We start from the raw sequence: 14,057 nt of genomic DNA, 5'->3' as shown, positions 1-14,057 counted from the left end.
CGTTGACCGCTTTCCTGTAACTCAAATTATTTAGGGTATAGTTTCAAAAACTAAATTCCATCCTGAAATTTTCGGGCTTTGGCGGTTTGTTGTTTTTCCAGTTCAAAAATAGCCCGTTGCAATCCTTTTTCTTGAATTGGGCTTAAGCGAGGGAATTTAAAACTCAAGCGCTGCACGGTGAGGGTTTCACCTTTGTTATTTACCACTTGTTTATCGATAGCTCGGATAAATTGCAAATCCAATTTAAAAATACCAAAGCCACATAAATCAACTGACACATCACGCAAAATGCCGCACCCTTGAACCGGGAACTCGCTACCTTTAGCGGCATAAACCCCCATTCCTCCCAAAGAAACATCCGCTAATGTGTAAGAGAATTTACTGCCGTCGGCGAATTTCCCTGCACAATAATAAGCAGGCCATTGAGGAATACTTACCCGGAAATATTCCCGACGTTGAATAAAGTAAAGGCTTTCAGGAATGAAAGTGCTGAAAGCGGGTAAAGATAAATACGTTATTTCTTTCAGTGGATTGCAGGTAAATTCAATTTTAGCACCGGTAGGCTCTGCAATAATTTTCAGTTGGCTAGCAGCCAGTGCTGCGATGTTCTCATGACTGACACTGCCAAAATCAAAAATAAATTGATCCGAGTCAGGAAGCACATCCAGAATGCGGCTAATGAATTGCCCACGGGCATGAGTGACCATCACTGCGGTATCGTTCTTCTTTAGATCACGAAGAATTGCACAGATTGCTAATTTATTGGTTTTTACAAAGTTCTCTTTAGACGTTTCGCTCACCTGCCATTCCCCATCTTTAATTTATTGCTCTGGCTAACTAGATTATGATTAAAAGCATATAAATATCAGACATTAGTATCGGCAGATTGCGGAAATACTTTAATGAGTATTTTATAAAACGTGAATCCCTGGTGTTGGTCTCACGCGGATTTGGCACACCGTTACAATCCCAATAGACCATAACGGTGTTTAGTCATGGCTAGTTCAGCGTCCAATAGGATTTATTAGCTTCAATTAAATCATCTAAAATCAGCTTCGCCACTTTGGCACTTGGAATAGTTTTAGACAATGTCAGTGCTTGCCACAATTTTTGGTAGGACTTTTCAATCCAAGCATCTACCACTAATTTTTCTACTGCATGCTGTTGATATAACAGGCCACGCTGGAAAGTCGGAATATCGCCAATAGCTAATGGCTCAACCCCTTCCGCACCTACCAGACAAGGTACCTCAACCATCGCATCATGATCAAAATTACTGATGATACCTTTATTAGGCACAATCAATAACATGCGGCGCTTGGTATTAAATGCAATAGCCTGTGCTAAATCAACGATATAAGACGCATGTTCATCAATTTTAAGTTGAGTATTTTCCGCACTGCCTTCAGCAATAATTTTACGGCATTCATCAAACACAAACTTTTCTCGGCCTTCCATCACTTCATTTGCGCGGGAATAGTCTGGTGAGGTATGTGCTACCATATCGTCGCCGTACAGATAATATTGCAAATAGGTGTTTGGGAAGCTGCCAGGGTCTAATGCAAAACTATCGCGAGCTTTAGCAAAAGTTTCATTCCAACTTATTTCTTCTTTACCCTCGCCTTGCTCATCAGCATAACCATATTGGCGTACGTGTTCAGCCAATTTTGGCATTAAATCTTCGCCGGTAGCTTTATCACGCACAGAACTCCACCAGCCAAAATGATTGAGCCCGTAATAACGAGTTTCTAAATCTTCCGCGGAAGAATAATGCAATATTTTAGCCATTGCCTCTTCAATACTGATAGGCATATCGCAAATATGATAAATACGGGCAGTAGGACGTAAGCGACGAGTGGCCTCGGCAACAATAGCGGCCGGATTAGAGTAATTAAGCATCCAGGCATTCGGGGAATATTCTGTCATATAATCAAGAATTTCCAGCACTCCACTAATAGAGCGCATACCATAGGCAATTCCCCCCGCACCACAGGTTTCTTGCCCAACACAGCCGTATTTCATTGGGATTTTTTCGTCTTTTTCACGCATCGGAAGTTTGCCCTGCCGAATATGTGCCATCACGAAATCAACCCCGCTAAAAGCAGCTTGAGGATCGGTGGTGTAGGAGAACTTTATTCCGCTGGATTGTTCACGCAAAATAATCTCACAAGCTTTGGCGATAACTTCTTGGCGAGGGCCATCATCGTCATACAGTTTTATTTCCGAAATAGGGAAACGGTGTAAATTATCCAACAGCATAAGAATAATGCCATGGGTATAGGTTGAACCACCACCAGCAATCAAAATGGATGATTTTTTCATCTAAAAACTCCTTAATTCATCAACTCTGCAAATTGTTCATAAATATGCGTTACATTGTTGCCAACAATTACCTGTACATCATTACCATTTTTATAAACCTCAATCGCGGAATAGGCTTTGAATGCTGTACTTGGTTGAACACGACTCATGTCTTTTACAACTAATCTTAAACGGGTAAAGCAGTGGGTATAGCTGGCAATATTGTCTTTCCCACCTGCAGCTTCTAAATAAGCACTGGCGCGCTGTTGGAACTCATCACCCTGACTTTCGCCTTTCTGCTTGTAATCTTGTTTTGAATAAAGCTTGAGATCACTGTCTTCACGGCCCAATGTTTTGAAATTAAATTTGAGAATCAAAACACGGAATATCAGGAAGTAGACGCCACTGAAAATAACACCAACAATAATTTGAGTTATCATGACATTGGCATGGTGACTGAACATCGGTATCCAGTTTTGTGTCGCCCACTCGAGTATTCCAGAACCAAAGTTCCCCACGACACCTAAGCTATACATCACGACGGTCATGGTGGCTGAAAGCATGGCATGCACCACAAATAGCGCCGGAGCAATAAACAGGAAGGTAAAGTCCAGCGGTTCAGTAATACCAATAAACATGCTGGTAATTGTTGCCGGAATTAGCAAGCCCGCAACTTTGGCTTTATTTTCCGGCTTTGCCGTGCTGTATATCGCCAACGCCATTCCTAAACCACCAAATACCGCACCATTACCCTGCATAGCAAAACCACCTGCTAGGAACAGCTGTTTTAAAGGTTCAGTAGATTGGCTGAATTCTTGTAAATGCGTGAGCCAATACAGGGTAGTACCACCGGGCACAGCAACATCCGTATATTGGAAAGGGCTATAAACAAAGTGATGAAGACCAGTAGGTAGTAAAATTTTTTCCAGGAAGATATAACACCAGATACCAAAGTTACCGGCATGCAAAATAAAACCTTGCAATGAAATCATGCCTAACTGCACTTTTGGCCACAGCATTAATGTTATAAAAGCCAGCGGTAACATAACAATAAAACCAAGAATATTAACGAAAGCTGCGCCTTGGAAGATACTGATATAGTCAGGTAATTTGGTTGAGTAATAACGGTTATGAATCCAGGTAACCAAACTGCCACACAAAATTGCGCCAATCACACTGGTATCCAGTGTTTTAATACCGCCAATCATCGCCAGACCGCTGGTGCCACCTGTTTCTTGTGCAAAATTAACACCCCAATGTGCGCCCCAAACTTCACACATTGCCCCGAGAAAAGCATTGAAGGTCAGATAGGTAATTAAAGAAACCAAACAGGCTGACGCTGGCGCTTTATTTGCTAATTTAATAGGTAAGCCAACAGCGAATAACAATCCCATATTGTTAAATACAGTCCAGCCACCGGATTCAATGATTTTTAATAATTGGAAAAATAAACCATCTGGACTGGCAAAGGTTGGATTTTGCAGCACCAAAGATAGCCCGACTATCATCCCAGCAAAAGGAAAGAGTAGCACCGCACCGAGCATTGCCCCGCCAAACCGATTAAACGAACTTAACATGACAGCGTCCCTCTTGAGTGTGAACAGTCATCACTCTATGGAATAGGAAGGTTATGATTTGGCGATTGATAAAAATATGTGACCAATATTGCATTAAATCGTTAGTCGCACTTGTATATTATTTTCTTAAAAGTTAGACGTTTTAACTTTTTTTCATACCGATTGAGTTTTACTGATTAATTATTAGTATGTTATGAAAATACTTGTGATGAACATCTCCATCCAAATAGGTATAAAAATGGTATATAAAAATCTAGTTACCAATATTCGAAAGTTAATAAATCATCAAGATGTTTCTGTGGGTGATTGCTTACCCTCTGAAATTAAGTTAGCTGAACGTTTTTCTGTATCACGAATGACTGTCAGAAAAGCATTGGATGTTTTAATTCAGGATGGTTTATTAGAGCGCCAGCAGGGTCGAGGCACTTTTATTATCGGGAAAGATCTTAAACACGACAATAATCATCTGAACAGTTTTACTGAACATATGAAAATGCTTGGCAAGACACCTCACACAGAAGTGTCTGAATTCAAAATCATTAGGGCTCCACAGGCTATAGCCAGTCAGTTAAATATCCAACAAGATGACAAAACCTATTATATCAAGAGATTACGCTATGCGGATAAACAGATTATTCAAATAGAAGAAAGTTATCTACCTGTCATTCTGATGCCGGATTTAACCTACCATCATCTTGAATCGTCAAAATATGACTTTATTGAAAAACAGGCTAATTATCAGATTGAGGGTTGCCGACAAACATTCTTACCCATTGTTGCCAACCAGGAGTTCGCTCTACAACTCCATTGCGACCCACGAACCCTATTAATGCAATTATTGGCCGTGTCTAATACTACTGATGGGGTGATTGTGGATTTTTCGGTGATTACCTTTAATCCGGCTGATTATAAAATCAGTTATTACCTCAAGCGCCATACGTTAGATTAAATATAAAGTAAGTGCACTAACCCATAGATTGGTAGATTAATGCACTCAGTGTTATATTGACCTAATGATATTGCTTATCATCCTACCCCGGCAATAAGCTCCCCAGACCAATAAACAAACCGGCAATAGTGGCACTCATCAAGTTAGATAATGTAGCCGCTAATAATGCACGGAATCCTAAGCGGGCAATTTCAGAGGCTCTTTCAGGAGCAACGGCGCTAAATGCCCCCACGACCACAGCAATCGAGCCAAAGTTGGCAAAACCACACAGAGCAAAAGAAATAACAGCAATAGTTTTTACATCTAACGTCCCGATAGTTTCTTTCAGATAAGGAGAGAAACTCAGATAGGCGACAAACTCATTAATTGCTAATTTTTGGCCAATAAAACCGCCAGCCAAAGAAGCATGTTCCCACGACACCCCCATAATATAAGCCAGAGGCGAGAACACATAACCAAGCATACTTTCAAGACTAAGGTGCTCAAAACCAAATAAGCCACCGATACCGCCAATAATACCATTAATTAATGCTATCAACGCGACAAAGGCCATCACCACAGTAGCCACCCCAACTGCAATTTTCAGCCCCAGCATCGCACCATTAGCGGCGGCCTCTATAATACTGGCTGGGCGTTTATCACTGAAAGTCATTTCATTAAATTCTACTTTTGACTCCTCAGTCGCAGGGCTGATAATCCGAGCAAACAGTATCCCACCAGGGATAGCCATCAATGATGCCGCCAATAAATATTCAATTGGAACACCGAGGCCAGCATATCCAACCAACATAGAACCCGCGATGGATGCCATGCCGCTACAAATCACGGTAAACAACTCATTGCTGTTCATCTTATTAATAAAGGGTTTTACTACGGCAGGAATTTCATTCTGCCCCAGGAAAATAGTCGTTACCGCGGCAAATGATTCAACTTTGCTGATACCCAGTAATTTTTGAAAAATAGAGCCGAGAATGTTGATCAACCAGCCCATAATCCCCAAGTAATAAAGGATGGAAATTAATGATGTTATAAAAATAATGGCGGGTAATACATGGAAAGCGAAAACAAAACCTGCGCCATCAAATAACTCATTCATTTTTGGGCTAACCAAACCACCAAAAATAAATGCGCTACCGGCGTCACTATAAGAAATAACTCTATTAACTGTATTAGCGATAGAGGAAATAAACCACTTCCCGGCAGGGACATAGAGCATCACTGCACCTAACGTTATTTGTAGTAATAATGCCGCTCCCACCGTCCTTAATCTTATTTTTCTTTTATTTACCGAGAAAATATAGGCGATAAGTAATAATATGCACATCCCTGCCAAACTACGCAATAAATCCATAAATCCCCCGAAGTATCTATATAGATAGGCCCATGCTCGAAAAGGTGCCCCTCGGACAACAAATGTGTCAGGGCACCTCAAGAATATGAGCTATTATTTAGCAACTGTAATAAGGACACTATTTAAGGCGTATTACCTTTCTATACATTAAATAACATTCTGATATGAACAGGCGATTTGGGCTGCCAACTTCGCATTATTAAATACCAGCTGAATATTGGCGTTTAAACTGTCACCACCGGTTAGTTCAGCTACTCTGGCTAATAGGAATGGTGTACTTTCCTTACCGATAACGCCCTGCTCTTCTGATTCTTTAACTGCCTGCTCAATAGCAGCATTAATCATACTTTCTGATAGCGCATATTGTTCAGGAATTGGATTAGCAACAACCATTCCCCCGCGTAGCCCCATTCCCCACTTGGCATTCATTGCTGCAGCAATTTGTTCCGCTGTGTTTAAAGTAATACTGACCTCAAATGGACTGGTACGGCAAAAGAATGCAGGTAGTGAGCGAGTTTGATAACCAATAACCGGAACGCCATTGGTTTCCAGATATTCAGTTGTTAAACCTAAGTCTAAAATAGATTTAGCCCCTGCACAGACCACGGTTACATTTGTTTTCGCCAGTTCTTGTAAGTCTGCTGAAATATCAAATGTCGTTGCCGCGCCCCGGTGTACACCGCCGATACCTCCAGTTGCAAAGACTTTAATATTGGCCATTTCCGCAATAATCATGGTGGAAGCCACTGTTGTTGCACCATGTTGCCCATTAGCCACCACAAAAGGTAAATCACGGCGGCTGACTTTCATGATGCTATGACCTTCCTTCCCCAACAATTCTATTTCATCACGGGATAAACCCGCTTTCATTCGGCCATTTATTACAGCAATTGTGGCAGGGATTGCGCCATTTTCACGAATTTTCTGTTCAACAAGTAAAGCCGTTTCAACATTTTGTGGGTAAGGCATCCCATGAGAAATAATAGTGGATTCCAATGCCACGACGGCTTTATTTTGCGCCAAGGCCTGCGCAACTTCTGGTGAAATATCTAAATAAGATTGTGCCACTTCATTATTTTTCATGGTTGTAATTCCAATAGTTTTTTGACACTGCCATTCGACAGATTGGGGTTATTGGTCAGTTCAGAGGAAAGCGTTAATGCTGAACACCCTTGAGCAAAACGAATACTTTCAGCAAACTCCATATCATCGAGCCAGCAACTTGCTAACCCTGACATCATGGCATCTCCGGCACCGGTCACATTAACAATGTTGATATTCAGTGGCAGTGACCAGCCGGTCTGCCCATCAATTTCGCTGAAATAAACGCCATCTTTACCCATACTCAGTGCCAACCGTTGGACACCTTGTTGATGGAACCAATTCGCTACGGCTGGAATATCATCGCGGCTATCAATCTTCATACCACTCAATATTTCTGCTTCAAGGCGGTTAGGTTTCAATGTATGAATATGAGATAGCCAGTTCTTAATTCTGGGAGCTTTGAATGCGGATACCGTATCGACAAAGACCGGTACATTACCGGCATTGGTAAATATCCATGAGAGCGATTCTTCTGTTAAATTACAGTCAATAACGAGAATTCCAGCATGCTGAATTAATTCTTTGGTGGTAGCCAATAATGATGGCGTTAATTTTTCTAAAATACGCATATCATTAATCGCCACCAACATTTCCCCACTATTATCCAGTAGCGAAACATAAGTTGAGGTATTTTCCCCATGAAGGCTGTGGCAATTGCTGACATTAACACCGGCTCGTTTGGCCTCATCAACCAATGTAGCACCGTAAAAGTCATCACCCACCACTGAAATTAAATGACACTCTTTTCCTAATAAAGCGATATTTTCGGCAATGTTTCGACCAACCCCACCCGGAGTACATTTTATTTTTCCCGGATTAGAGTCTTCATAAATAAGTTTGCTGGCAGCATAGCCACAAACATCCATATTGACAGATCCAATCACCACCACGTAGCTGTGCTCAGATAATATATATCCCTTCCCTTTGATATAGCCCTTTTGCATCAGATTCATAATGTGACCGGCAACACCCGAGCGACTTATGCCTATAATATCGGCAATTTCTTGCTGGGGGATCAACGGATCTCGTCTCAGAAGCTGCAATATTTGTTTTTCTCGGCTGGTCATAATGGACACTTGTTTGTTTTTAAACATGTGTCTGTTTTATTATTTTGTTCGGATAGAGTAAAGCATATTTTATTAGTCTGTTTCAAAGTTGGGAGAATGATCGTAAGCACGTTTTCAAGCAGTTACAGCCACTTTTTTGTGAAGTAACTCAAGTTATTCCTATTATTAAATTAAATTTAAACAGTAATAATCTTATATGCAGAATATCCACCTAAAAATAAAGATAGATAATCAACAAGATAAGTATTAATCAACAAATAACCAAACAAATGTTTGGTTGTCTATTTTTCAGGAAAGAATGTTATGAATAGCTATAACTGTGTTTTATCGAATAATGATCTATTTCACAATATAGAGGGTTTATTATCTCAGATTTTCTGCAGTGAAAAGTGGCAGGATAAAAATAAAGCGACATCGGCAGGTGCCAAATGTCGCTTTAAAGTGATTAAATATACCGGATATCTTAGATACGGATTAAATCATCGCCGTAACCAATCCACTTATAAGTTGTCAGTGCATCTAATCCCATTGGGCCACGGGCATGAAGTTTTTGCGTGCTGACTGCCACTTCTGCGCCCAAACCGAACTGGCCGCCATCAGTGAAACGCGTACTGGCATTGACATAAACAGCAGAAGAATCAACCGCACGAACAAAATGTTCGGCGCTACTCAATGAGCGGGTCAAAATAGCATCAGAATGGCTGGTGCCATGTTCACGGATATGGTCGATGGCAGCATCGATATCAGCCACAATATCCACATTGAGATCCAGAGATAGCCATTCATCGTCATAATCAGCGGCTTTCACAGGCACAACCTTGGCTTTACCTTCCGCCAGATACGGCATAGCTTGCGAGCTGGCATGCAGTGTCACACCCAAAGCATGCATTCTGGCACTTAACACCGGCAGGAAGCGCTCGGCGATTGCCTGATGAACCAACAAGGTTTCCAATGAGTTACACGCACTTGGGCGCTGAACTTTAGCATTTTCGATCACCAGCAGCGCTTTTTCAAAGTCGGCACTTTCATCGACAAAGGTATGGCAAACACCAATACCTCCGGTGATAACCGGAATAGTCGATTGCTCACGGCACAGTTTATGTAAGCCCGCGCCCCCACGTGGAATCAACATATCGATATAGTTGTCCATGCGCAGCAATTGAGTGACCAACTCGCGATCCGGGCTTTCGATCGCCTGTACTGCAGCGGGCGGTAAGCCACATTGCTCCAGCGCTTGCTGGATAACTTTCACTGTCGCCTGATTAGTATGGTGTGTCTCTTTACCGCCACGTAAAATAACTGCGTTGCCGGTCTTTAAGCATAAGCTAGCCACATCAATTGTAACATTAGGGCGCGCTTCATAAATGACACCAATGACACCCAGAGGTACGCGGCGGCGCTCCAGCTTTAAGCCACTGTCGAGCAAACTGCCGTCAATCACGCGGCCTACAGGATCATTCAGCCGGCATACCTGGCGCACATCATTTGCAATGGCGGCTAAACGCGTGGGGTTGAGCAACAACCTATCCAACAGCGCCTCACTCATGCCACTGTCACGTGCAACTGCCATATCTTGTTCATTAGCCTGTAAAATGGCCTGACTTTCAGACTCAAGCAGATTGGCTATCACGACCAAAGCCTGATTTTTCTTTGCCGTACTCAGCATCGCCAATTGCCAGGAGGCCTGTTTAGCGGCTTTCCCCATCTGTTCCAGCATGCTCATACTTGCTCCTTAGCTGACAATCATATCGTCACGATGAACAGCCACCGGGCCGTATTCATACCCGAGAATTTCACTGATTTGTTGCGAATGATGCCCTGCTAACATACGCAAAGCATCGCTGTTGTAGCGCGACACACCATGAGCCAAATCGCGCCCACTAAGATTGCGGATACGAATAACTTCGCCGCGCGAGAAATTCCCCAGCACACTGCGAATACCTTTTGGCAGTAGCGAACTGCCCCGTTCAATAATAGCAGTAACAGCACCATCATCGACGGTGATTTCACCCGCTGGCGGTGCGCCAAAAATCCAGCGTTTACGATTTTCCAGTGGTGTTTCCAGCGCGTGGAATCGGGTGCCAACCGGCGTCCCCTCAATCACATCAGCAATGACACCCACCTGACTGCCCGCAGCAATCACAACATCAATACCGGCACGACACGCCACATCCGCCGCCTGTAATTTTGTTGCCATGCCGCCCGTGCCCAAGCCAGAGACGCTATCGCCCGCCACCCCGCGCAAAGCATCATCGATACCATGCACTTCGCGGATTAATTCAGCTGCTGGATTATTACGTGGATCGGCGGTGTACAACCCGGCCTGATCAGTCAGTAACAGTAGCTTGTCAGCACCGGCCAGAATCGCGGCCAGTGCCGAGAGATTATCATTATCGCCCACTTTGATTTCAGCGGTAGCCACGGCATCGTTTTCATTGATTACCGGCACAATACGGTTATCCAGCAAAGCATTCATGGTGTCACGGGCGTTTAAGAAACGCTCGCGATCTTCTAAATCAGCACGGGTCAGCAACATCTGGCCGATATGGATACCGTAGATTGAGAACAACTGTTCCCAGAGTTGAATAAGCCGACTTTGCCCGACCGCGGCTAATAATTGCTTCGAGGCAATAGTGGCGGGTAATTCCGGATAACCCAAGTGTTCACGTCCGGCCGCAATGGCTCCAGAAGTAACAATAACAATACGATGACCTTTTGCGTGTTGCTGGGCGCATTGGCGCACCAATTCAACAATATGGGCACGGTTGAGACGACGGGAGCCGCCGGTCAGAACACTCGTCCCCAATTTCACAACCAAAGTCTGGCTGCCACTCATAATTTTTCTGCCGTTGGGATGAAGAATAAAAGAAAGGGTATAGGAGTCTTTTTAACAGGCGGGAGCCGTTATGCCAAGTATTTTGCGTATCAGCTTCTTAATTGGCATTGCAGGTTGGATATACGCCTGCAATGCCCGTTAAACAAGTCTATTTTTACGCCAACAACTTAACCGGCTGTTCGCTGAAATCTTGCGCTGGCTCCAATCTCATTTCAATGGAAGTCAGCATCTCGGCGAGGCGTTTATGGAAACCACGCAGCGTGGTCTCCAGTTTCTCTTGTACTTCAGGATCTTTAATCTTTTCCGCTTTCCAGTTGCCATCTTTATTAAACAGACCAAACTGGTAAACATAGGTAAAATGATCAGCCGCCGGTTCCAGTTCTATCCACCATCCCCAGAACTCACGCTTCTCTGGAGCAAGCTTCACATTGACGCACACAGCTAAGCAATCAAAGAAAAATCGGTCATTCTGGCACTGCCCTTCACGCAGGTATGGCCCTAAAGCGGCAAAACGTTTCATAAGCTTACTTTTAGGATGAGCACTGGTTGACGTCATTCTTAAATCTCCTTATGTAGGCCCACCTTTTTAGCAAACTGTTAAAAATTAGCAACTCATTAACGCATTTTATCTTCTAACCACTGACTGGTTTGCAATAATGCACGATGGAAATTGTCATATAGTGGTGTTGATGATATGGGTAATAATTTGCCATCAGCGGAAGAAGAACAAATCAGTTTAGCTTCCTCTTTCGGACTGAAAGGGTCATTTTCCCAAAAGCCTGCCAACATTGGTGTTTGACAGCGTCGCCCCAATAACCCCTGCGTTTTCAAAGAATAGCGGTTCATTTCTGCTCTGAGTATTTCATCCGCAGCATCTGCCATTCCCAAGCGGCTAGCCATCACATCCATATACATGTCGGGCATTTTGCGCTGACTATCGGCATTACACAGAAGATGGTGCACAATCGGGCCGAGGCACGCCACAGCACGCACACGTTGCGGTTCTAAATACCCCAAACGAACCGCCACATTGGCACCAAAACGGAAACCAAAAACACTGACGCGCTGGTGATCAATCCAAGGAACTTTTGGCAATGCTTGCAACACTTGCTGATGCAGGAAACTGGTGTCTTGAGTAAGTTTCCACTTTGACGAAGCCCCGACGGACGGCATGTCGATGGTCAACATCGCTATCCCTTTGGGAGCCAGATAGTCTCGGAACAGGCGATAATAATCACTTTGCAATGTATCCAGCCCGCCGCACATCAGTACCGTCGGGAATGGCGCGCTGCCGATGGTTGGCAGATGCAGGAACCCATTAAGAGTCCCGCCATCTGAAATATCAAAACTAAGCTCTTTCAAAGTGTAAGGCAGATGCTTGGCGGCGGCTTCATAAGCGCGGTTAGACAGCACCTCGACTTGCTCGGCCAACTCATCACCTTTCAAATGTGGATAACCGGCGATGCTGTATAAATTAGCCGCATTTAGCCAATACTGGCCGGCATTCATTGGGTCCGCTTCATCCATGGCTTTTTGCTGCCACTGCATCCCCTGATGGGCCCATTCATAAATCCAATTACCGTTACGATAACCCACCACGGTATCCAGCAAGTCATTATCGCTGTGTTCCGCTTTCGAGCAGGCAATCCGTGATAATACCTCTTCGATTTCCAGAGGATCAACACCACGCCAAGTCCAGATAAGGCGGTTAATCATGCGGTACCAATGATGGGTAGTATCGCCATCCAGTGCCGAGTGAACCGTCACCGCATTATTGCAGTGAGCATGCCGCACTAAAGTAGAGGTTTCAGGATGCTTGAATTTTGGTTTGAACAGAATTTCAGAAAGGTTGGCTTGTGCCATAGTAACAATAGCCTCCATAAGCCGTGATTCAGGCCCGTTAAGGGCTGGTCAGATGGGGTCAGTGTACTCATACTGCGCGGAAAATGAAACGCCCGGTAGGCACCGGGCATTTAAATTACACTAAATTATTTGCCGCTCAAAGGCGCGACGAAAGTTACCGCCATATCCCACGGCTGCTCAATCCAGGTACCTTGAGGAATATCAATCACATAGTCATCGACTAGTGGACGACCCGCTGGTTTGGCAAAGATGGTCACAAAATGTGCTTTAGGATACATTTCACGGATAGCTTTCGCCGTACCGCCAGTATCAACCAAGTCATCAATCACGATAAAGCCTTCACCGTCGCCTTCTGCGCGCTTCAAAACTTTAAGCTCACCTTGGTTATCATGGTGATAGCTGGCGATGCAAACGGTATCGACATAACGAATACCCAGCTCGCGCGCCAGAATACCCGCCGGCACTAACCCACCACGGCTAACCGCGATGATACCTTTCCATTGTTCAGCAGGCAGTAAACGCTGTGCCAATTTGCGGGCATGAATTTGCAACATATCCCAAGTAACGACGTATTTTTCGCTCATAAAGTGTAATCCCAGCCAGTATAGAAGTGGCTTGCCATGATTCAGAAAGGGGAAAAAAGGTTGCGCGAGATTATAGAGAGCCAGCCGAATAAAAACCAGCAATTATCCGGCTAATTAGTAAAAATTGCGGGTATCAAACTGGTATAAAAAGCAAAAGTCACTGTCAAAAATGCCATCAAATGGCGTATGGTCGAATGCTTCAAGAGAAGCTGTAAAGTCGAAGACCCCCGCCATAATCAGAAACATTGATGACCACAGTGCTTTGTTGTTTAACAACACCAATTTTAACAAAAATCTAAATTTTAAAATGAAAGAACTGCGGTAATAATTTAATGATACTTTTACAGAAGACTCAATAAGACCACATAACATCTCATCATAAAATCTTAATACATAACAATTAGTTAAGTTTTATTGGCAGCTCA

At 43.6% G+C, this 14,057-nt stretch carries 12 protein-coding genes; 1 reads left to right on the top strand and 11 read right to left on the bottom strand.

Features of this window, described 5'->3' with window-relative positions; all coding sequences use genetic code 11:
* Nucleotides 1–50: 50 nt before the first annotated feature.
* From OVO64_RS07165 to OVO64_RS07155, 3 genes are all read right to left on the bottom strand, one after another.
* Nucleotides 51–800: a flagellar brake protein gene (locus OVO64_RS07165; RefSeq protein WP_038631422.1), complete on the bottom strand. Its 750-nt coding sequence runs from the start codon at nucleotides 798–800 to the stop codon at nucleotides 51–53.
* A 199-nt stretch (nucleotides 801–999) separates the two neighbouring features.
* A complete protein-coding gene (locus OVO64_RS07160) occupies nucleotides 1,000–2,322 on the bottom strand; it encodes a 6-phospho-alpha-glucosidase (RefSeq protein ID WP_038631420.1) in 1,323 nt (440 codons plus the stop codon).
* 11 nt (nucleotides 2,323–2,333) lie between these two features.
* Entirely contained in the window at nucleotides 2,334–3,878 is a 1,545-nt protein-coding gene (locus tag OVO64_RS07155) for an alpha-glucoside-specific PTS transporter subunit IIBC (protein ID WP_145586058.1), read from the bottom strand.
* A 238-nt stretch (nucleotides 3,879–4,116) separates the two neighbouring features.
* Between OVO64_RS07155 and OVO64_RS07150 the strand changes: the two genes are divergently transcribed.
* The gene (locus OVO64_RS07150) at nucleotides 4,117–4,827 is read left to right on the top strand and encodes a GntR family transcriptional regulator (RefSeq protein WP_042562463.1); all 711 of its coding nucleotides are present in this window, start codon (nucleotides 4,117–4,119) and stop codon (nucleotides 4,825–4,827) included.
* An 82-nt stretch (nucleotides 4,828–4,909) separates the two neighbouring features.
* On the opposite strand, the gene OVO64_RS07145 is transcribed toward OVO64_RS07150, so the two are convergent.
* The 8 genes from OVO64_RS07145 to gpt form a co-directional block, all read right to left on the bottom strand.
* The gene (locus OVO64_RS07145) at nucleotides 4,910–6,178 is read right to left on the bottom strand and encodes a NupC/NupG family nucleoside CNT transporter (RefSeq protein WP_038631416.1); all 1,269 of its coding nucleotides are present in this window, start codon (nucleotides 6,176–6,178) and stop codon (nucleotides 4,910–4,912) included.
* A 147-nt stretch (nucleotides 6,179–6,325) separates the two neighbouring features.
* The gene (locus OVO64_RS07140) at nucleotides 6,326–7,261 is read right to left on the bottom strand and encodes a pseudouridine-5'-phosphate glycosidase (RefSeq protein WP_050291396.1); all 936 of its coding nucleotides are present in this window, start codon (nucleotides 7,259–7,261) and stop codon (nucleotides 6,326–6,328) included.
* The gene (locus tag OVO64_RS07135) at nucleotides 7,258–8,349 is read right to left on the bottom strand and encodes a PfkB family carbohydrate kinase (RefSeq protein WP_230852374.1); all 1,092 of its coding nucleotides are present in this window, start codon (nucleotides 8,347–8,349) and stop codon (nucleotides 7,258–7,260) included. Before OVO64_RS07135 ends, OVO64_RS07140 begins: the two co-directional genes overlap by 4 nt.
* A 463-nt stretch (nucleotides 8,350–8,812) precedes the next feature.
* Nucleotides 8,813–10,066, bottom strand: coding sequence for a glutamate-5-semialdehyde dehydrogenase (gene proA / locus OVO64_RS07130; RefSeq protein ID WP_267248712.1), 1,254 nt, complete (start codon nucleotides 10,064–10,066; stop codon nucleotides 8,813–8,815).
* A gap of 15 nt (nucleotides 10,067–10,081) precedes the next feature.
* A complete protein-coding gene (gene proB, locus OVO64_RS07125) occupies nucleotides 10,082–11,185 on the bottom strand; it encodes a glutamate 5-kinase (RefSeq protein ID WP_038631410.1) in 1,104 nt (367 codons plus the stop codon).
* A 154-nt stretch (nucleotides 11,186–11,339) separates the two neighbouring features.
* Nucleotides 11,340–11,741, bottom strand: a complete 402-nt coding sequence (gene crl / locus OVO64_RS07120) for a sigma factor-binding protein Crl (protein WP_038631408.1) — start codon at nucleotides 11,739–11,741, stop codon at nucleotides 11,340–11,342.
* A gap of 59 nt (nucleotides 11,742–11,800) precedes the next feature.
* On the bottom strand, nucleotides 11,801–13,048 hold the full coding sequence (gene frsA, locus OVO64_RS07115; RefSeq protein WP_145510232.1) for an esterase FrsA: 1,248 nt from the start codon (nucleotides 13,046–13,048) through the stop codon (nucleotides 11,801–11,803).
* A gap of 125 nt (nucleotides 13,049–13,173) precedes the next feature.
* A complete protein-coding gene (gene gpt, locus OVO64_RS07110) occupies nucleotides 13,174–13,632 on the bottom strand; it encodes a xanthine phosphoribosyltransferase (protein WP_038631403.1) in 459 nt (152 codons plus the stop codon).
* Nucleotides 13,633–14,057 lie beyond the last annotated feature (425 nt).

The organism is Yersinia sp. Marseille-Q5920, assembly GCF_946902935.1.
Classification (GTDB): Bacteria; Pseudomonadota; Gammaproteobacteria; order Enterobacterales; family Enterobacteriaceae; genus Yersinia; species Yersinia rochesterensis.
Note: the sequence above shows the minus strand (reverse complement) of the source record. Positions and strands in the feature narration are given on the sequence as shown.

Excerpts from the sequence above, each read along its gene's own strand:
- OVO64_RS07160 (WP_038631420.1), bottom strand. The coding sequence starts at position 2,322 with ATGAAAAAATCATCCATTTTGATTGCTGGTGGTGGTTCAACCTATACC.
- OVO64_RS07155 (WP_145586058.1), bottom strand. The coding sequence starts at position 3,878 with ATGTTAAGTTCGTTTAATCGGTTTGGCGGGGCAATGCTCGGTGCGGTG.
- OVO64_RS07150 (WP_042562463.1), top strand. The coding sequence starts at position 4,117 with ATGGTATATAAAAATCTAGTTACCAATATTCGAAAGTTAATAAATCAT.
- OVO64_RS07145 (WP_038631416.1), bottom strand. The coding sequence starts at position 6,178 with ATGGATTTATTGCGTAGTTTGGCAGGGATGTGCATATTATTACTTATC.
- OVO64_RS07140 (WP_050291396.1), bottom strand. The coding sequence starts at position 7,261 with ATGAAAAATAATGAAGTGGCACAATCTTATTTAGATATTTCACCAGAA.
- OVO64_RS07135 (WP_230852374.1), bottom strand. The coding sequence starts at position 8,349 with ATGACCAGCCGAGAAAAACAAATATTGCAGCTTCTGAGACGAGATCCG.
- proA (WP_267248712.1), bottom strand. The coding sequence starts at position 10,066 with ATGCTGGAACAGATGGGGAAAGCCGCTAAACAGGCCTCCTGGCAATTG.
- proB (WP_038631410.1), bottom strand. The coding sequence starts at position 11,185 with ATGAGTGGCAGCCAGACTTTGGTTGTGAAATTGGGGACGAGTGTTCTG.
- crl (WP_038631408.1), bottom strand. The coding sequence starts at position 11,741 with ATGACGTCAACCAGTGCTCATCCTAAAAGTAAGCTTATGAAACGTTTT.
- frsA (WP_145510232.1), bottom strand. The coding sequence starts at position 13,048 with ATGGCACAAGCCAACCTTTCTGAAATTCTGTTCAAACCAAAATTCAAG.
- gpt (WP_038631403.1), bottom strand. The coding sequence starts at position 13,632 with ATGAGCGAAAAATACGTCGTTACTTGGGATATGTTGCAAATTCATGCC.